Origin of the sequence: Mycobacterium saskatchewanense, from assembly GCF_010729105.1 — a bacterium.
Taxonomy (GTDB): Bacteria; Actinomycetota; Actinomycetes; order Mycobacteriales; family Mycobacteriaceae; genus Mycobacterium; species Mycobacterium saskatchewanense.
In genome coordinates, this window is record NZ_AP022573.1 from 645,832 (window position 1) to 664,124 (window position 18,293).

Genomic DNA, 18,293 nt, shown 5'->3' on the forward strand with positions numbered 1-18,293 from the left:
GGAATGTCGGCGCTGACCGGTATCCGGGTCATCGAGCTGGCGGAGTCGGTCGCGGGGGAGTACTGCGGGCGGCTGCTGGCCGACTTCGGGGCCGAGGTGATCAAGGTCGAGGCGCCCGGTCGCGGCAGCCCCACCCGGGCGATGGCGCCCGTCCTGGCCGACGGATGCGACGGCGGCGCGCTGTTCGCCTACCTCAACACGAACAAGCAGTCCGTCGTGCTCGACCTGAGCTCACCGGCCGAGCTCGAGCGGCTCCACGACCTCATCGGTGCCGCGGACGCCGTCGTCGACGACCACAACGCCGCCTGGGCCGATGCGGTCGGGGTGTCGGCGTCGCAGGCGCGGGAACGCTACCCCGGGCTGGTGCTCTGCTCGGTCACCCCGTATGGCCGGGATGCGGCGCCCGAATTCGACAATGCCACGAGCATCAACGTCTTTCATGCCAGCGGTTGGGGCTACCACACCCCCAGTCACGCCGACCCCACCAAACCTCCACTGCAGGGACCCGGCCGCTTCCTCGCCGACTACGAAGCGGGGTTGGAGGCCGCGCTGTGCGTCGCGTCGGCGTTGTTCGATCGCCTGCACTCCGGCCGCGGCGAGTTCGTCGACATCTCGCAGCACGCCGTCCTCGCGTCACGGGCCGACTCCATCGTGGGGCGGTTCATCACCGGTGAGGTGGAGGCGTCGGGCGCCCGCGGCGACTATGACCAGGCCGGCCCGGCGGCGTTTTTCGCGTGCGCCGACGGCTTCGTCTACCTCTACATGACCAGCCGTGCCCACTGGATCGGGCTGAAAACGCTGATGGGTCAACCGGAATGGCTCGACGCCTTCGAGGACGACTGGCTGGAGTTCGCCGTCACCCCCGACAAGGTGACCGCCTTTCGGCGCGGCTTCGCCGCTTGGGTGAGGGACCTGGCGAAGGAGTCCGCGGCGGACGAGGCGCAGCGGCTGGGTGTCCCGCTGGTCCCGGTCAACACCGCCGCCGACCTGCGCCATTCGCCGCAATACCGGCACCGCGGTTTCTTTCGGCCCGTGCGGCATCCGGTTCTGGGGGATGCGGAATATCCGACCGTGCCGTACAGGTTCAGCGCGTCGCCGCCCGACACCCCGCGTCCCTCACCGACTCTCGGCGAGCACACCGCGGTGCTACTGCATGGCGGGGGCCAGCGACGGGTTCCTCCGGTGGCCAAGTCGGCGCAACTCAAGCCACCCGGGAGGCTCCGCGGCGGCCCCCTGCAGGGGGTGCGCGTCGTCGAGCTCACCAAGGTCTGGGCGGGCCCCTACGCCGGCAAGCTCCTGGCGATGCTCGGCGCCGAAGTCATCAAGATCGAAACAGCCGCCAGCCCCGAGGAAATGCGTGCCTACGGTGGCACCGACATCAACCACGCGCCCTACTTCCTCAGCATCAACCCGGAGATCCTCAGCGTCGACCTCGACATCAAGTCCGCCGCGGGGATGGCCAGCCTGCGTGAGCTGATCGCCCGCAGCGACGTCGTGCTCAACAACCTTCGCCCGGGCGCGATGGAGCGGCAGGGCCTCGGGTACGAACAGCTCACCGCGATCAAGCCGGACGTCATCGCGGTATCGGTCAAGATGTGGGGAAACGATGGGCCACTGGGCCATCAAACCGGCTACGCGCCCTGCTTTGCCGCGCTGGCGGGGCTGGCGTCGCTGGTCGGCTATCCCGGCGGCCCACCGCTCGGGATGAGCATGCGCTACGGGGATTCCACGGTCGGGGCGGCCGCCGCCTACGCCGCCGTGGTGGCCTTGCTGCACCGGGACCTCACCGGCGCGGGACAATTCGTCGACGTATCGGCGGTCGAAACGTTGTCCGCCATGATCGGGGACCGTTTGCTGGAGGAGAGCCTCACCGGAAAACCATTGGGCCCCACCGGCAACTACCATCCGGACCTCTGTCCGCACGGCTGCTACCCGTGCTCGGGCGGCTCCTGGGTCAGCGTGGCCGTCGCGGGTGACGCGGAATGGCGGCGATTGTGCACCGTGCTCGGCGCCGCGGCGCTGGCCGATGACCGCCGCTACGCCACCGCGGACGAACGGCAGCGGCATGCCGAAACACTCGACGCCGACCTCGCGCGACTCACCCGCGCCCACGACGCCGGACAGCTCGCACACCGCCTGCGGGAGGCCGGAATAGCGGCGGCAAAGAGCGCCACGGCGATCGACGTGATCGGCGACCAGCGACTCTGGGACCGGGGGTTGTACCGCTTCGTCACCGACCACCGCGAGGGCCAGCGCCCGGTGGTGGGCCCCTCGTGGCGGCTGGACCGCAACCCGGCGGTGATCGAGCGCGGCGCACCGGACCTGGGCGAGGACACCGAGTACGCGATGCGCGAGATACTGGGCGCATGAGGGGGACACTTGCACACACCGCGGCTTTGGTCACCGGCGCCAGCAGCGGCATCGGGGCCGCGACCGCCAAGGCGCTTGCGGCGGAAGGCGCGGCGGTGGCCCTGCTCGCACGCCGCGCCGACCGGCTCGCCGAACTCAAGGCCGACATCGAATCGGCCGGGGGCGCCGCGCTCGTCGTCGCGGCAGACGTCACCGACGCCGAACAGGTAGCTGCCGCCGTCGAGCACACCGTTGCCGAACTCGGACGCCTCGACACGGTCGTCAACAACGCCGGACTGATGCAATCCGGGCCGGCGGCCGTGGCCCGCCTGCAGGACTGGGATGACATGGTGTCCGTCAACGTGCAGGGCGTCTTGTACGTGACGCGAGCCGCGCTGCCGCACCTGATCGACGCCGCCGCCGACTCGCCGCGCGGTGTCGCGGATCTCGTCACCATCAGTTCGACCGCCGGCTGGGTGGCCCGGCCCAACACCGCCGTCTACTCACTGACGAAATTCGGGATCAACGCTTTCAGCGAGGGCGTCCGCCAGGAGGTGCTCGGCCAGCGCGTCCGCGTCGGCGTGGTGGGCCCCGGGACGGTGGACACCGAGATCTTCTCCCACCTGGCGGCGCCGTCGCGCCAGGCCATCGAACGGCAGACCGCGGGCATGGTCATGTTGCGGCCCGACGACATCGCCGACGCGGTGCTGTTCATGGTGACGCGTGACCGCAGGGTGGCGGTCAATCACATGCTGGTGCGCGCCGCCGAACAGACCTGGTGAAGGCGCACTGAGAAGTGGCAACCAATCCGGACGGCCTCGTTGATTCGGGCGCAGTGGTGGCCGATCTGGCCAGGATTTTGGTCGGCGGTCTTGGTCCAGACGTAGGGCCGGTCGATCCAGGCCCGGATGTCGGCGTCGAGTTGACGTACCGAGGTGTGGGTGTCGCGGCCCGGTTTCTTGGTCGACGAGTTGAGCCAGGAGGAGCTGGTCGGGGTGACGTGCGGACGAATCTGGGATGTGCTGTGAGCCAACGCTGTACGGCGGGGATCGTATGGGCGGAGCCGTCGTCGAGGACTACGTGCATGTCGAGGTCGGCGGGCACTTTGGCGTCGATGGTTTTCAGGAACGCCACGAACTCCTGGGCGCGGTGGTGGCCGTGCAGTGCGCCGATGACCCTGTCCGGTGGTCAGGTCCAGGGCGGCATACACCCGGCAGCAGGGGAAACACCGGCTGGGACCGACTCAGCTCCTGGATCTGGGTCTTTTCGTCCACGCACAGCGTCAGCGCCCGCTAGGGTGGATTCACGTACAGCCCCACCGCGTCGCGGACCTTGTCCATAAACAGCGGATCTTTGGACAGCTTTCGCGAATCCTGTTGGGTGGCGCCAATCCGAACGCCCGCCAGATCCGCGACCGCGCCGTCTGGCTCATGCCCAGCTCGGCGGCCAACGATCGAGCGGGACCAGTGGGTGGCATCGGTATGCGTGGTCTGCAGGGTTCGGGTGATCACCACCTCAACCTGCTCATCGCACACCGTACGTGAACTACCCGGCCACAAACCGCGACCGCCATTTACGGGCCGCCATTTACGGGCATTGCTGACACGAATATCGAGCTTGTCGGCGATCGCGGTGTTACCCGACCCGTCAACGGCTGGTAACACAATTCTCGACCGCGTCGTCAACGCATTCGCGCTCTTCGACCGCCTGGACCATGCCACCAACGGGCACGTTCCGAATCGGTCAACGTCGGAGCAAACCAACGACTTACGACACTAGGGCTCGTCGTCATCTTCGGCGCGCAGCAACTTCTCGGGGTGGTGAAAAGTGTTGGTGCGTGGCTGTCCACGATCCAGGTGGGGTGGTGGTATCCACTCGGTGTCGTCTTTGGCGTTCTTGCGTGTGCACCAGCCCCCTGGTCGCAACAGCCGATGGTGGGGGCCGCAGGCGAAGGTGAGATCGTTGACGTCGGTGGTGCGACATTGCGCATAGTCGGTGACGTGGTGCACTTCGCTGTAGTAGCCCGGCACGGTACAGCCCGGCGCGGAGCATCCCCGGTCCCTGCCGTACAAGACGATCCGCTGACCTGGAGATGCCAGCCGTTTCGTGTGATAGAGCGCCAAGGCTTTGCCGTTGTCGAAGATGGCGAGGTAGTTATGGGCATGGCGGGCCAAGCGGATCACGTCGCCCATCGGCAGAATCGTGCCGCCTCCCGTGAGGCCTCGTCCGGCGGCGGCTTCGAGTTCGGCAAGCGTGGTGGTAACGATGATCGAGGCGGGCAGCCCGTTGTGTTGTCCCAGCTCGCCAGAAGCCAACACACCGCGTAACGCGGCGTTGAGCGCATCGTGATTGCGCTGGGCCGCCGATCGCGCATCCCCATCGATCGCTTGCTGGGTGGGCGTGCCGTCGAGGCAAGGAGTCTCGTCGAGGGGGTCGCACATACCGGGGGCGGCCAGTTTGGCCCACACGGCCTCGATGGTGGCCCGAAGTTCGGGGCTGATCATTCCCCGCAATTCGCTCATCCCATCGGGCTGCTGACTGCCCATTGTCAACCCGCGCCGCCGTGCGCGGTCGTTGTCGGTGTAATTACCGTCGGGGTTGAGGCAATCGGCCAGGGTTTCGGCGAGCCCGGCAAGTTGCTCGGGGCGATATTGCGTACCCTTCGTGGCCAAGTCCGCCTCGGCCCGCTCACGAGTGACTTGGTCAACCCAACCGGGTAGTTGGTGGTAGAACTTGCGGATCACCGCGATCTGCCCTGCGCCCAGCTCGCCCGCGCGTTGCGCGGCGGCGGCCCCGGCCAGGACCGGCGGCAGCGGTTCACCGGTGAGCCCCCGCCGGGGCCCCAGATCACCGGCCTCTTTGATGCGCCGGGCTGCTTCGCTGCGGCTGATCAGCGTCCTCTCCGCGATGGCATGAGATAGCTTGCCGCCCAACTCTTCGGCGGTGGCCTGGCGGCCCAGATTGTTGATCAGCTGATGCTCGGGCACCGGCAGCCGACGGCGAACCCTCTCGCAACGCTCCAAGAACGCAAACCATTCCGGCGTGGTCAAGGTGTCGAAGTCCAGGTCCGCCACACGGTCCATCGCCGCGTCCAGAGCATCGAAGGCCGCCGTGATCGCCTCACGGTCAACGGCGCCACCGGAACTCATACTGCAACGCTATCGGGAGGCACCGACAGAATACGGCATGGTGATACCACTGAAACCACAGTGACACAAGTGATTTCAGGAACTCCCAGGACGGGCCGTCGGTCAACGCATCTCGCGGCGCAGCACCGCGCCGTCAGGAACTCCCAGAACGGGCCGTCGGTCAACGCATCTCGCGGCGCAGCACCGCGCCGTCAGGAAGTCCCAGGACGGGCTGTCGGTCAACGCATCTCGCGGCGCAGCACCGCGCCGTCAGGAAGTCCCAGGACGGGCTGTCGGTCAACGCATCTCGCGGCGCAGCACCGCGCCGTCAGGACTCCCAGCACGGGCAGTCGGTCAACACCTCCGCGCCACCGTCGGTGATATGCACGGTGTCGCGGCGCAGCACCGTGCCGATGCCCGCTTCCCACACGTATGCGGTGACCGCCAACACCATCCCGACGTCGAGCCGGTCGTCCTCGCCGGCGGCGCAAAGCGTTTCGGACACGACGGGCGGGTCGAAACCGAGCCCGAGGCCGTACGCAACCGGCATGGGCGGCAACGGTTCACCGGCGGCGCGATATGCGGCAAGCAGCTCGGCGGTGGAAGCGCCGGGGCGGCAGGCCGCAATAAGCCTGTCGTGCAACGCCGCTGAGCGCCCAAACAGGGAGTCAGAACCCTCGGCCGCACCGGCCGGCCAAGTGCGGCCGGCCTCGGCGACGTAACCGTCGGCCAACGCGCCGGCGGCGAAGGCCACCAGGTCACCGGGCCGGACCTCTCCGCCCGTCCGCGCGCGCCGCCACGGCTGCTCGCGCGAAGTCACCCACGCCGCGTCCTGGATGGCGGGTGTGCTCACCCCGCCCGCGGCCATGGCCTCCAGCATCGCGCCCGCGAGCGTCCGCTCCGCGACGCCCGGCCGCAGTTCGCCGACGGCAGCGGCGATACCGCGTTCCGCCACTCGAAGCGCCGCTCCCATCGCCTCGATCTCGTCGGGCGTCTTGACGCGGCGCGCGGCACGCATGGCCGGCTCGGCGTCGACGATCTCGGCGCCGGGGAACGCCTGAGGCAGCAGCGCGGCGAACATCGGCGTGATCGCATCGGTCCCGACGCGGCCGGCCGTTGCGGCGCCGTCGATGTTCTTCAGCACTTCGATGAGCGTCAGCGGGTTCCACGCCAGCCCGTAGAGGTGGTCGCGGCCGATCTCCTCCGGCACTCCCTCGTCGTCCGTGCTGTTGAGGTAGATGTCACCGGTCGCGCGCACCACGACGCAGACCGGCCCGAACGGGCGCGTCCCGGCGATCCACAGCTGCGGGGCGCCGGTCACGTACCGGACGTTGGCCTGCCGGCCCAGCACCAAGACGTCCAGACCGTGAGCGTCCATCTGCGCCAGCGCGCGCTGCCGTCGGCCTGTCCGCAGCGCCGGGGCGTCGGGCGCGACCTCAGTCGCCATAGGGGGTGGAAGGGCCGTAGGGTGCGTACGGGTAGTCGGTGATCGGCGTGTAGCCGTCGTCGGTGATCACCACGATCTCCTCGCTGCGATAGCCGCCCGTTCCGTCCTCCCATACCACCGGCTCCAGCACGAGAACCACGCCCGGCGCCAGAACGAAGTTGTCGTCGAACTCCTCCCCGAGGTCGGTGCCGATCATGGGCGCCTCGGCGGGATAGGTGCCGATTCCGTGCCCGAGGTAGAAGTGCGGCAGCCAGGGCTTCCGGCCGCCGTTGGCGGCGATCGCGGCACGCGCCAGGTCACCGGACGTCGCGCCGCCCTTGGTCACCGCGAGCACCGCATCCAGGATCGCCCGCCACTGGTGGAACTGGTCCTGCTGGCGGGGCGACGGGAGCTCGCCGACCAGCCACGTTCGTCCGAAGTCCGAGCAGTACCCCGCGTAGGTGATGCTGATGTCGGTCCACAGCACGTCGCCGGCCGCCAGCTCTCGGCCGGAGGTGAGCAGCGGCAGCGCCAGATCGCCGTGGGTGGTCCATACCCCGGCCTTCCGCGACGGCGGCATCACCTGCCAGATCGCCTCCAGCATGTTCGTCGTCGCGCCGAGTTCGAAGGCGCGGCGCACGAGCATCGCCGAGAGATCCGTCTGCCGCACGCCGGGCGCCAACGCGCCCTGCACCTCCGACATGGCCTCTTCGGTGATACGGCAGGCGCGGCGCAGGCAGGAAAGTTCGTCACGCGTCTTGACGAGCTGTGCACCGCCGAGGACGGTCGTCGCGTCCGACGGCGGTCCGGCGGGGAAGAGGGCGGCCGCCGACCGCCGCATCGCACCGGTTAGCTCGTCCACCGCGATGGCCGCGCCGGGTGGGACCAGCCCGGCCAGGATGCGAGCGAATTGTGCTACACCAGAGTCGAATTCGAGGTATACCGGACCGTGCAGGTGGTCCTCGGGGACCGGCGGGTCCGCGGCGGCTCCACTGCGGAACGGCAGGAACAAGTGTGGGTGTGCGTCGTCGGCCAGCACGACGGCCACCGGGCGTTCGACGTGTGAGAGGCCCGCATCCAGCAGTGGCCAGGTGACACCGGTCGCGTACCCGACGTGTCCGTTCATCAGCAGGATCAGGGCGTCCACGCCGCGCTCGGCCATCGCGGCGCGCAGCCGCGCGCCGGTCTCGGCACGCATGCGGGCCCAGTCTGGCTCGTCCGGGATGTCGATGGGCGAGCCGCGGCCGGGAAGCGAGGTGTAGCCCTGGATCATCGTCACCTCACCATGCCACGGGAAGTTCAGTGAACGCACCAAGCCGGAGCAAATCAAGCAATTTGTTCAAGGCCGACTCGTCACGGTGAGTTCATCGACCGGACGCCCGTGTCCGGCCCGCGGACCATATGGTCGCGTCATGAATCCGCTGCAGCGGGTCGCCCGCAACCCGACGGCCTACCGCTGGCTGGTCCTGAACGGGCATCGGATCGCCGAGCGACTCGAGGCGGTCCTCCGGTTTGCCAGCAACGGGCGCCTCGGTGTCTTGGACCTGTTGGGCATCCCGAACGTGCAGATCACGACGTCGGGTCGCAAGACGGGCCTGGCTCGCACGGCGACGGTGCAATACGTTCCCGCCGCCGACGGGATGTTGGTGGTCGGGTCGAACTGGGGGCGGGAGCGCCACCCGTCCTGGTCGGCGAACCTCAAGGCTTGCGAACGCGTCATCATTCGCCGGCGGGGCGACCGCATCGTCGCCAAAGTCCGGTTGCTCACGGGCACGGAGCGTGAGGAGGCCTGGGCCACCGCCCTGGCGCACTGGCCGAACTTCCGTATCGCCCAGGCCCGGGCCGGCGGCCGCCGGTTCCGGGTGTTCCTTCTCACGCCGATCGATCCCGGCCAAACCCGCGTCGCGCGCGAGCAGGCTAGCTCGGCTTCCTGAGGTGGGGACCCAGCAATTGCTGCCAGCCGCGCGACATCTTGTCGAACTCTTCTTCGCAGCCGCCCGCCCGGTCCTCGGGTAGGTCGCCGGAGGCGACAATGCTGGCGTTGGCCGACGGATCCGAGCCGTAGATCCAGCACTCCCAGTTGTACATCCGGGTGATGTCCATAGAGTGCCCGTCCCAGAACGGCAGATCGTTGGCGTCACCGGATTCTTTCGCGCTCAGCTTCCACTCCTGGGCGGTGTTGGTCGCGATGCGGACCCCGTTCGGGTAGGGCTTACCGTCGGCGCCCGGGGACAGCAGCATGAAGGCGGACAGCTGGTCGGCGACATCCTCTTCGCGGCCGGTGAAGGCCAGGTCGTAGATCGCGAGCGTGGCGTGGCCCAGCTCGTGATAGGCCGCGGAGACCGCTTCGTCGACCGCGGGGGTCACCGGGTCCGGCACACCGTTCGCCGCGGCGAGCCGCTCGGCGTGCTCCCTGGCCTCGTAACAGAGCTCTATCTCGTTACTCGGCGGATTGTAGAAATCGTTGTCGGTGTTGCATTGCTTACCAACGACGCCCAAGTCCGACGGCAGCACCAGGGTGTCCTCGATGTGCTGCGCGAGGCCCTCCAAAACCTTTGCGTCCTGCAGGATTTGGCGACCACGCTGCGCCTCCGGCGTCTGGGCGTCCTCGTAGCGAATCTTCACCGTGCCCGCCGGCGGCGGCGCTTCCGGCGCTTCCTGCGTCGACGGCGCTTCCGGCGCCGCCTGCGTCGACGCCTGGGACCTGGGCACGGCCTGGTGCCCGCCCGCTCCGCCACAGCCGGCCGTCACAAGGAGGCCGGCACACAGCGCGACAACCGTGCCGGCTGTCCCCATCGCGCCGCCTCTCGTCGATCAGATCTGCCAGAACGGTACGACATCTCGATCGATCGCAGGGCGAACTTTGGCGCGTGTTCAACCAAAGCCCGGGGCAACCCGGCGGCCTGTTGCGGACCCGTTTCAGGCCGCGCGGCGCAGATGCCGGATGGACCCGGACGCCCCGGATTCCGGACCGGCCGGGGCGGAGGCCCAGCCCACGTAAGACAGGTACAGGCCCACTATCCCGACCACCACCATGCCCGCGCGCCACCAGCCGCCCCCGGAACCAACCCAGGAGTCGGCGGCCGAGACGTAGGCCCGGGGAACGGCCATCAGCAACAGCCCCTTCAGAGTCGTCAGCCAACCGAGCACCGACACCATGATCGCCGCGGCGCCGCGCCAGGATCGATGCAGCGCGACGACGACCAGACCCATCGGTAGCACGAAAGCGCCAGTCAGCCACGGCCACATGGGGTTTGCCGCGAGACCGGACAGCAGCGTTCGCATCTGCGGCGCGTGCGCGAGCGCCGTCGCGGTGACGATGACCAGGTATGGCCCGATGACGCGGGCGAACATGCGTGTCCGATCCGCGGGTTGTGGTGCGGCAGTCATGGCTGGACCTCCCTCTCGCTCCGTCTCGCAGCGGGCATCGCGGAGATGCCCCTTGGAGCCATCCGACACCCGCTCGCGGTGCAGCGCTAGGGACCGAAGTCCTGCCGCCGCAGGCCTCTTGTCTGCTTGTGGGTCGGCGTGTGGGTCGGCGTGCCGGTCAGCCCCCGTTCCCCTTCTTCAACCGGGCGATCTCGCCGCCCCAGACCGATTGGGCGCCGGCATCACCGATCCGGTAGATCTGGATCATCGATGCGACCCCGACGGCGAGGGCCACCACCCCGACAACGATGTTGGTTGCGACGCGGCGCTTTTCGAATCGGTGTTCGGTCAGGCGCAGGACGACCAGGCCGATGGCAACCGCCAGCAGGGCGGCCGAGAAGTAGACCATCGCGGCGCCGCGGTCGGCGTGTTCGTTCAGTATGGGGCTGGGCGTGGCCCGCAAGTCATACAGCCATTGACCGGCGTTGATCGTGATGGGCGTCAAAACCATTGTGACGGCCGCCAATATCAGCGTCAGCCACAACAGCTGGCCGCGCCGGGCCGGCGTCCAGAATGCACACACGATCTCGAGGGTGGCGGTCAGCGGTGCGAGTACCACCACGAAGTGCAATAACAGGGCATGGGCCGGTAGGCCGCTGATGACATCCATGGGAAACTCCTGGGCTGATGGTCAGTGGGCTATGTGCGGCCTGTCGCGGCTACCGGCTCAACCACCGAGGCCCTTCTTGACGGCCGCGTCCTGCTTCTGCCCGACATCGGTCACGAAGTCCGGCGGCGCCAACATGTCCCGCGGACCGTCGAACTCCAGCGAAACGAAGGCCCTGCCCTCGGTGAACAGCAACAACGTCACCCCCTTGGAATTGTCCGGGGAGTTGCCCAGCAGCGTCGTTCCGCCGGCGCCGACGCTCGAGGGCTGGATGGTCGGATCCTTGATGACGTTGCCCTGCCCGCCCTTGGCGGCATTCAGCGCGTTCGTGGCCGCCCCGGGATCCGCGAGCACTTGGATCGTGTCCTTGATGACGCGACTGCCGTCATCGGTGCTGAACGTGGTCGCGGCACCGGGCTGGCCGTTCGGGTTGGACGTCGGGGGGCTGCCGTTGAACGGGATCGGCGCATCGATGTCGGACGCCTGAATCAACAGCTTGCTGTAGTCGGCCGTCGGCTGCGCCGATGCGGACGGCGACGATGACGGGCCCGCTGAGCTGGGGCTACTGCCGGCCGGGCTGGTCGACCCCGTGGTGGACCCCGGCGCCGACGATTTGCCACCACAACCCGCCAGCGACACCGTCAGCGCCGAGATCGCCGCGATGCCCGCGACCACCGTCTGAGAAAACCTCATCGCATCGTGCTCCCGTCCAGTCCGGCGACCTGTGAAGTCCGTCCGAATCGCACAGTACATCGCTCAGCGGCCGACGCGGGGTTACGGTCCGATGCGAGGCGAGCGCTACTCGAGCTGGTCTCGCAGGGAACGCAGGGTACTGGCCAGGATCCGCGAGACCTGCATCTGCGACACCCCTATTCGCTCGGCGATCTGGCTCTGCGTCATCGATTCGAAGAACCGCATCCGCAGCACGTCGCGCTCGCGCTGGGGGAGTCCGTCCACCAGCAGGCGCACCGCCTCCCGGTTGGTGATGTGTTCGATCTGAGGATCGATGTCCCCGACCGAATCCGCAACCAGCCGGGGCGTCCCCGAACTGTCGGCGCCGACGGGCGCATCCAGCGAATCCAGTCGATAGGCGTCACCGGCAACCAGGCATTCGATGATCTCCTCGCGAGGGACCTCCAACACCTGGGACAGCTCACCGGCGGTGGGCGCGCGGCCCAGCTTCTGCGACAAATCGGCTGTCGTGCGGCTGATTTGAACATGCAGCTCACGCAAGCGGCGTGGCACACGCATGCCCCAGCTATAGTCGCGGAAATAGCGGCGGACCTCGCCCATCATGGTGGGGACGGCGAACCCAATGAAGCTCGGACCCTTGTCGGGGTCGAATCGGTTCACCGCGTTCATCAACCCCAGGCGAGCCACCTGGATCAGGTCGTCGAGGCCTTCGCCGCGGCGGGCGAAATGGCTCGCCACGTGGTCGGCCAGCGGCAGGCATCGGGCCACGATGCGTTCACGCTGCCGGCTGTACTCATGCGATTCGGCGGGCATCTGGCGGAGCGCCAGGAACATTTCGACCACATCGTCGTAGGAATCGTCGGAACGGTTGCTGGCGGGCCGGTGCGAAACCGGCCGGGTGATCAAGTCGGTCATCGGCTGAAGCGCCTCCTAGCGGCCCGACGGCAACGCGGGAACGGGGGCACGCATGAACAGAAATGCATTGCTGGCACACATCCTTTGATGTCGTGTGCAGCGGACGGCGCAACTGCGCGCAGTCGCCTCTCTGCACCCGTGTCAGAGCTGGATCGGGTGTTGCAGCGCACAGGCAGGCGGGGAGGGTGACTTCGGTGACTTCGGAGTGCCATCGCCGGAGCCATTCCAAGCCCAGCAGCCGTGCGGCTGGCTGGCCGCTTTGAGCTAAACGGCGACAAGTCCTCAACGAACTTCAGTTGCGACTATACGCCTCCGCACCTGACATCGCGATTGGTCACCGAAAGATCGGCCCCGGGCGGCCCAGGGCCGCCGGGCCACGCGATAGCTAACTCTAACTACGGCCTGCCATTCGATCGCCCTCTTTTAGCCTCGACAGCAAATCATCGCTCGTAGCCCGGCGGCGATCGGCCGGAGAGGAACCCGCCCCCGGTTCTCATCCGCGCGTCGGCTGGGTAGTGTCGGCTGATGCCGAATAGCCGACCGGGGGCGAGATCCAACCGCCTTGGTCGGAATTCGTTATCGCGCAGCGCCTCTGGGAGACGCCGATGAGCGGATCCGATCTTCTGCGCGGACGGGGCGCGGTGGTGTCCGGCGGCAGCCGTGGAATCGGGCGGGCCGTGGCCGAGGAGCTGAGCCGCCTGGGCGCGGCGGTGGTCGTCAATGGCCGAGACGCCGAAGCCGTGGGGGAGACCATCACCGCCATCGGGGCGTCCGGCGGTCGCGCGACCGGGGTGGTAGGGCCCGCGAACGACGGCCGGGTGGCCGCGGCCCTGGTAGACGAATGCCTCAGCGCGTTCGGGACGCTCGACATCCTCGTCAACTGCGCGGGGATTGCCGAACCGCCCGGTTCGTCGATCCTCACCATCCCGCCCGAAGAGTTCGACCGCCTCATCGACGCCCACCTCGGCACCGCCTTCCAGACGTGCCGAGCGGCCGCCCGGGTGATGGCAGAGCGGGGGCGGGGCGCGATCATCAACACCGGCTCGGTGGCGTTCCTCGGCGACTACGGCGGCACGGGCTATCCCGCGGGCAAAGGCGCCGTCAACGCGTTGACGATGGCCGTCGCGGCCGAACTGAAGGCCTACGGGGTGCGGGCCAACGTGGTCTGCCCCGGCGCCAGGACGCGGCTCTCCACCGGTCCGGCCTACGAAAGCCACATCGAGGATCTCCACCGCCGGGGACTGCTCGACGAGCTGACGATGCGCGCGTCGCTCGACGGCGCTCCCGCTTCCTTTGTGGCGCCGCTCTACGCCTACCTGGCCAGCGATCTGGCGCGCGACGTGACGGGCCGGATGTTCGTCGCCGCAGGCGGATTCGTCGGCAGCTTCGACCGGCCGACACCGCGGGTGCTGGCATACCGCGATCACCGTCGCGCCGCTCCGTGGTCGATCCACGAGCTGCACGAGAAGATCGGCGGCGCCGCGCCGGGGCCGTGAACGGCGGGAGTGGGTGTGCGCGGCGGTCCCGCGGCCTACGCTGACCCGAGAACCGCAGGAGGGTGACAATGCAGCCGAATCCGCTCGACCCCGTTGCCAGCGAACGCCTGTCCCACGCCGGCAAGGTGTTCACGTCCGACCTCTCGATCAACGAATTCGCCCTGCTGCACGGGGCGGGGTTCGAACCCATCGAACTGGTGATGGGTGTTTCGGTCTACCACGTGGGTTACCAGTTCACCGGGATCCGGCAGCAATCCGAGTTGCCGGTGCTCACCGAGGCGACCTACCGTGCGCGCTGGAACGCGATGTCGCGGATGCAGGCCGAGGCCGACTCGCTCGGCGCGGACGGCGTGGTGGGGGTCCGCCTCGAATGGCGCCATCAGGGCGAGGGCGAACACCTCGAGTTCATCGCCGTCGGCACCGCGGTGCGGTTCGCCCAGAAGCCGGGGGCGTACCGCCGGGCCAACGGCCAGGCCTTCACCAGCCACCTGTCCGGACAGGATCTGACGACGCTGTTGCGGTCCGGCTACGCCCCGGTTGCTTTCGTGATGGGAAACTGCGTGTTTCACGTTGCGGTGCAAGGGTTCCTGCGCACGCTTAGCCAGGTCGGGAGGAACGCCGAGATGCCGCAATGGACGCAGGGCAACTACCAAGCCCGCGAGCTGGCGATGTCGCGCATGCAGGGCGAAGCCGAGCGGGACGGCGGAAGCGGCGTCGTCGGCGTGCATTTCGCGATCTCCAACTATGCGTGGGGACACCACACGGTCGAGTTCTACGTCGCGGGAACGGCCGTGCGCCGCACCGGCGAGGGGCAGACGCTGACGCCGTCGTTCGTCCTGCCGATGAGCGATTGATGACGAGCCTCGATTACGACCGGGTCAGCGGCGCCGTCGGGGCGGCGCTGGGCGGTCCCGGTGGAGTCGGCATGGTGGTCAGGGTGTTCTGCGGCGTCCCGGGAGTCCTGGTGACGCCGGCCCGGCGGGGACTTCTGCGGTCGCAACCGGAGCGCATCCAGATCGGCGACTGGCGGTACGAGGTCACGCCCGACGGGCGCCTTCGCGCAGCCCACGTGGTGGGCGGTGTCGTGCTCGCCGAGGAAGTGCTCGCCGCCGGCGCGGTCGGTCCGCACATCGCGCGCGCACTCGGACAGTTGGTGAGCAGTTACGGCCCGCCGATCATCCCCAACATCGATGCGGCTCTCGAGGTACTCGAAACCGCGCCGCGCTATTAGGACGCTATTAGGAAACAGTTCGGCGCGGTGCCGGTCAGAGGCGACTGGCGGCGAAATCGGCGGCCTGGTCGACCATCCCCGCCTCCACATAACGGCGGTGTGCTGTGACGTCGCCACCGCCGGTGCAAATGGGGTCGCCGGGCACGCACAACTCGATGGTCTTGGGCGCGTAGAGCGGGCCCACCGTCACTGGCGGCTCATTGATGATGCTCATGAACTGGCTGGACGGCTTCCCGAAGAGCGTGACGGCGGCGACATGGTTGGCGACGTCGGTCGGCATGGGCTGCAGCGCCGCCACAAGGTGCGCCCCCTCCGGGACGGCGCTGGACGTGACGAAGCCCATCACGGCCGCGCCCTGGGAGTAGCCCCCGAGCACCATCTTGGTGCGGGGACACGTCGCCGCCATGTGCTCGACATGCGACCCGGCGTCGCTGATGCCGTCGACGGCCGTCGGAAAATCGGTCGTCGCCGGGTAGTTCACCGGGTAGACGCCGACGGACTTGCCTCCGACGTGCGAGCGCAGCGTGTCGACGAAACTCTGTCCCACGTGCCCCACACCCGGCGGCTCGGTGGTGCCGCGGGCGAACACCACCTCGACGTCGGGGCACGGGTCGCCGAAAGCCGACGGGACGGGTGCGATCGGCAGCATCGCGAGAGGCGCCATCGCGGCGCACACGAGACCGATGAGGGGACGTGGTATCACGCCGAAATCTTGTCACAGGAGGGTTACGGCCGCTCCTCGAGCGATTCGGCCCGCACGCCCCCGCGTTGCCGGTGCACGAACGAACTGGCGGAACTCAGGACGCCGCGGAATGCGTAGGCGGCGGCCACAATCGAGAGCAGAATCAACACGACGAACATTGGCAACCAATTGCTGCGGCTGTGGTCGACGTCCCACCAGATGATGGTGAACAACAGGACACACAGGAAGAGGACCGCATCGCGCCAATTCCCCCGGTACGACAGCGCGGCTTTCCGTAACGCACGGCTCCTGTCGGCTGCGTCGACCAGGTCGTCGATGCGCTCATCGATCGTGCGTTGCAGATCGGCTCGTCGTTGGGTGTCCTCCGGAGGCAGCCGGTCGAGCAGGTCCATGTCCTGTTTGATCACGCCACGGTAATCGGGTCCCTTGAATTGACCGGCCGCGATGGCCAGCATCGCTCCACCGAAGACGGGGGCGCTGTTCAGCGCGAGTTGTCCCAGACCCACCACGTTCGCTCCTATGGTCGTCGTCAACGCCGGCCCGTTGAGAATCGCCGAACCGTGTCACCCGATCAACCATCCAGGACGAGACGCGCGATCTGTATGGTCAGGACGCCTTTGACGGGCGGCGGCGCGCCTGTGTGGGCTCCGCCCCCCGGAGCGGGTCGGTAGCGCGTGCGATTTGCGGATAGGCGATCGCCGGGCCGATCCAGCGCAACAGATACCGCCGTAGGTCGGAACCGCTTCGAGGCGGCCGTCCGGGGTCGGCGAGGAACGAATGCAACACCCGCAGGCAGAACTCGTTCAGTTCGTCGAGGCCCGCCTCATCGAAGCCATAACGCGGCCAGTCGATGTCGTAGCGGTGCAACATCGACCGACCGAAGGCCAGCGCGGTGTCGGAGATGATGCTGACCTTTTGGCCGCCGCGGTGACGCTGATTCAGGACGACTTGGACCTGGTTGTCCGAGGCCAGTTCCTCGATCGCGAATGCCATGCCTTCGGTCAGCGCCACGACCGGATGGGTGATGCCTTTGAGGTGATCCGCCATGCGGTCGAGGAACCCGTCGGCCGATCGCATGGCGCTTGCCACGAGCAACGCCTGGGTTCCGGGGAAGTAGCGATAGACGGTTTGCCGCGTCACCCCGAGTGCCCGCGCGACGTCCGCGATCCGCATCGCCGAGCCGCACTCGGCGATGATCCGGTCGGCGGCATCGAGGATGCGCGTGATCGCCTCCTCGTCGGAGGCGGGCGTGTTGCCTGCCCATCCGTGGCTGCGCATGCGCTGGATCATAACGTCCGCGAGTGGCACTCAATGCTGATCAGCAGCGCTCCACTGGTGGCGCTGCGACCATGGCAGAACACCGCGCCGAGCGTATGTATGACACCGCAGCTTGGGGTGGCGACCACCCGCCCGCGGCGGCTCCGGGGACGAAGAGGCCAGTAATGCGCTACGACATGGTGATCACCGACGGTCGATGGTGCGCCACGCCACCGAACACCTCTGCTCGGCGCGCACCTGGACATGCGGGCCGCCGTCATGGGCCTGGACCGGGCAACGCTCAATGACGTCCGGCCCTCGGCGGCGGAATTGAGGCGCATGGACTCGATGCTCGAAGAGCACTCGGCGAAGGGTTCGTCGGCGTGTCTTCGCAGCAGTTGTTGTCCGGCAAGCTCGACGGTGAGGTCTGCAGGACACGCACGCCGCCCTCGACGTACGCCAGGCCGCGCGAACTGCGCCGCTTGAACGCTATCCTGGGGCGCGGCAACAAGATTCTGCAATTCGGGCCTGACATCAAAGCCCTGCCGCCGGCCATCTACGTGATGGAGGCGCTCGCGCGGACGGTGAACGCGCTCGACGCCGACTTCCGCTGGCAGCACCCGCCGGTGCCGTTCGAGGTGTACGCCGACGCAAACTCGTTGGTGGTCTTCGAGGAGTTCGGCGCCGGCGCCGCGGCGTTGCACCTGCAGGACGAGGTGGACCGCAACCGGTTGCTGCGCACCGAGGAATATCGTCGCTGGTTCTGCAAGGACTGCGACAAGAGATTCGGCCCCGGGTGTGGCACCGCGATTAATGCGGCGCCGAGATCGTCGCCTGCCCGACGAATCGGCGGTGGGGTAGTCGTTCGGGCAAGTGGGTCTGGATCGCTGCGGCGTTCATCCCGTCGACGCGTTCCTCGACTTGGTGGTGGAGCATGGCGATAAGTTGCGTTGGCGCACCGCGATTTCCAGCCGCCGGCCCGAACCGCTGCGCAACCCCGGACAAACTGGACGACTCGCTCGATCGCCACGCCGAGCAGCTGGCCTTCGCCGCAGGTGC

The 18,293-nt window shown here is 68.1% G+C and carries 17 protein-coding genes and 2 pseudogenes; 7 read left to right on the forward strand and 12 right to left on the reverse strand.

The features are described from left to right. Nucleotides 1-3: 3 nt before the first annotated feature. Together G6N56_RS02885 and G6N56_RS02890 are read left to right on the forward strand one after the other, a co-directional pair. Nucleotides 4-2,370: a CaiB/BaiF CoA transferase family protein gene (locus tag G6N56_RS02885; protein WP_085256774.1), complete on the forward strand. Its 2,367-nt coding sequence runs from the start codon at nt 4-6 to the stop codon at nt 2,368-2,370. Then, complete coding sequence (locus G6N56_RS02890; RefSeq protein WP_085256773.1) at nt 2,367-3,131, forward strand: SDR family NAD(P)-dependent oxidoreductase; 765 nt, start codon at nt 2,367-2,369, stop codon at nt 3,129-3,131. Before G6N56_RS02885 ends, G6N56_RS02890 begins: the two co-directional genes overlap by 4 nt. Here G6N56_RS02890 and G6N56_RS02895 read toward each other — a convergent pair. The 4 genes and pseudogenes from G6N56_RS02895 to G6N56_RS02910 form a co-directional block, all read right to left on the reverse strand. Then, nucleotides 3,095-4,112 (reverse strand): annotated as a pseudogene (locus G6N56_RS02895) (IS630 family transposase). The gene G6N56_RS02890 and the pseudogene G6N56_RS02895 sit on opposite strands and share 37 nt — an antisense overlap. A 12-nt stretch (nt 4,113-4,124) precedes the next feature. Next, complete coding sequence (locus G6N56_RS02900; protein ID WP_085256772.1) at nt 4,125-5,498, reverse strand: HNH endonuclease signature motif containing protein; 1,374 nt, start codon at nt 5,496-5,498, stop codon at nt 4,125-4,127. 307 nt (nt 5,499-5,805) lie between these two features. After that, nucleotides 5,806-6,924 (reverse strand): M24 family metallopeptidase, encoded by a 1,119-nt coding sequence (locus tag G6N56_RS02905; RefSeq protein WP_085256771.1) that lies wholly within the window; start codon nt 6,922-6,924, stop codon nt 5,806-5,808. Further along, nucleotides 6,914-8,176 carry a M24 family metallopeptidase gene (locus G6N56_RS02910; RefSeq protein ID WP_085256910.1) on the reverse strand — a complete coding sequence of 421 codons (1,263 nt, stop codon included), beginning with the start codon at nt 8,174-8,176 and terminating at the stop codon, nt 6,914-6,916. The genes G6N56_RS02905 and G6N56_RS02910 overlap by 11 nt, the downstream gene beginning before the upstream one ends. 139 nt (nt 8,177-8,315) lie before the next feature. Between G6N56_RS02910 and G6N56_RS02915 the strand changes: the two genes are divergently transcribed. Then, nucleotides 8,316-8,837 carry a nitroreductase family deazaflavin-dependent oxidoreductase gene (locus G6N56_RS02915; protein WP_085256770.1) on the forward strand — a complete coding sequence of 174 codons (522 nt, stop codon included), beginning with the start codon at nt 8,316-8,318 and terminating at the stop codon, nt 8,835-8,837. Here G6N56_RS02915 and G6N56_RS02920 read toward each other — a convergent pair. The 5 genes from G6N56_RS02920 to G6N56_RS02940 all read right to left on the reverse strand — a co-directional run bounded on the left by G6N56_RS02920 (nt 8,821) and on the right by G6N56_RS02940 (nt 12,547). Beyond that, a complete protein-coding gene (locus G6N56_RS02920) occupies nt 8,821-9,699 on the reverse strand; it encodes a DUF4344 domain-containing metallopeptidase (RefSeq protein WP_085256769.1) in 879 nt (292 codons plus the stop codon). The two genes, G6N56_RS02915 and G6N56_RS02920, sit on opposite strands and share 17 nt — an antisense overlap. Before the next feature lie 123 nt (nt 9,700-9,822). After that, entirely contained in the window at nt 9,823-10,293 is a 471-nt protein-coding gene (locus tag G6N56_RS02925; protein WP_085256768.1) for a hypothetical protein, read from the reverse strand. A gap of 157 nt (nt 10,294-10,450) precedes the next feature. Beyond that, nucleotides 10,451-10,942 carry a DUF2231 domain-containing protein gene (locus G6N56_RS02930; protein ID WP_085256767.1) on the reverse strand — a complete coding sequence of 164 codons (492 nt, stop codon included), beginning with the start codon at nt 10,940-10,942 and terminating at the stop codon, nt 10,451-10,453. Between the two features lie 57 nt (nt 10,943-10,999). Further along, complete coding sequence (locus tag G6N56_RS02935; protein WP_085256766.1) at nt 11,000-11,632, reverse strand: hypothetical protein; 633 nt, start codon at nt 11,630-11,632, stop codon at nt 11,000-11,002. Between the two features lie 105 nt (nt 11,633-11,737). Then, a complete protein-coding gene (locus G6N56_RS02940) occupies nt 11,738-12,547 on the reverse strand; it encodes a SigB/SigF/SigG family RNA polymerase sigma factor (RefSeq protein WP_085256765.1) in 810 nt (269 codons plus the stop codon). Between the two features lie 605 nt (nt 12,548-13,152). On the opposite strand from G6N56_RS02940, the gene G6N56_RS02945 reads away from it, so the two are divergent. The 3 genes from G6N56_RS02945 (at nt 13,153) to G6N56_RS02955 (ending at nt 15,274) form a co-directional block, all read left to right on the forward strand. Next, a complete protein-coding gene (locus tag G6N56_RS02945; RefSeq protein WP_085256764.1) occupies nt 13,153-14,043 on the forward strand; it encodes an SDR family NAD(P)-dependent oxidoreductase in 891 nt (296 codons plus the stop codon). Between the two features lie 68 nt (nt 14,044-14,111). Further along, nucleotides 14,112-14,897, forward strand: a complete 786-nt coding sequence (locus G6N56_RS02950; RefSeq protein ID WP_085256763.1) for a heavy metal-binding domain-containing protein — start codon at nt 14,112-14,114, stop codon at nt 14,895-14,897. Then, a complete protein-coding gene (locus tag G6N56_RS02955; RefSeq protein ID WP_085256762.1) occupies nt 14,897-15,274 on the forward strand; it encodes a DUF5073 family protein in 378 nt (125 codons plus the stop codon). The genes G6N56_RS02950 and G6N56_RS02955 overlap by 1 nt, the downstream gene beginning before the upstream one ends. A 34-nt stretch (nt 15,275-15,308) precedes the next feature. Here G6N56_RS02955 and G6N56_RS02960 read toward each other — a convergent pair whose 3' ends face one another. From G6N56_RS02960 to G6N56_RS02970, 3 genes are all read right to left on the reverse strand, one after another. Continuing rightward, a complete protein-coding gene (locus G6N56_RS02960) occupies nt 15,309-15,938 on the reverse strand; it encodes a cutinase family protein (RefSeq protein WP_085256761.1) in 630 nt (209 codons plus the stop codon). A gap of 62 nt (nt 15,939-16,000) precedes the next feature. Continuing rightward, entirely contained in the window at nt 16,001-16,432 is a 432-nt protein-coding gene (locus tag G6N56_RS02965) for a hypothetical protein (RefSeq protein ID WP_180150543.1), read from the reverse strand. 151 nt (nt 16,433-16,583) lie between these two features. After that, nucleotides 16,584-17,255 (reverse strand): TetR/AcrR family transcriptional regulator, encoded by a 672-nt coding sequence (locus G6N56_RS02970; RefSeq protein WP_085256909.1) that lies wholly within the window; start codon nt 17,253-17,255, stop codon nt 16,584-16,586. A 234-nt stretch (nt 17,256-17,489) separates the two neighbouring features. Here G6N56_RS02970 and G6N56_RS02975 point away from each other — a divergent pair. Then, nucleotides 17,490-18,242, forward strand: a pseudogene (locus tag G6N56_RS02975) (hypothetical protein); the annotation flags it as partial. Nucleotides 18,243-18,293: the final 51 nt, after the last annotated feature.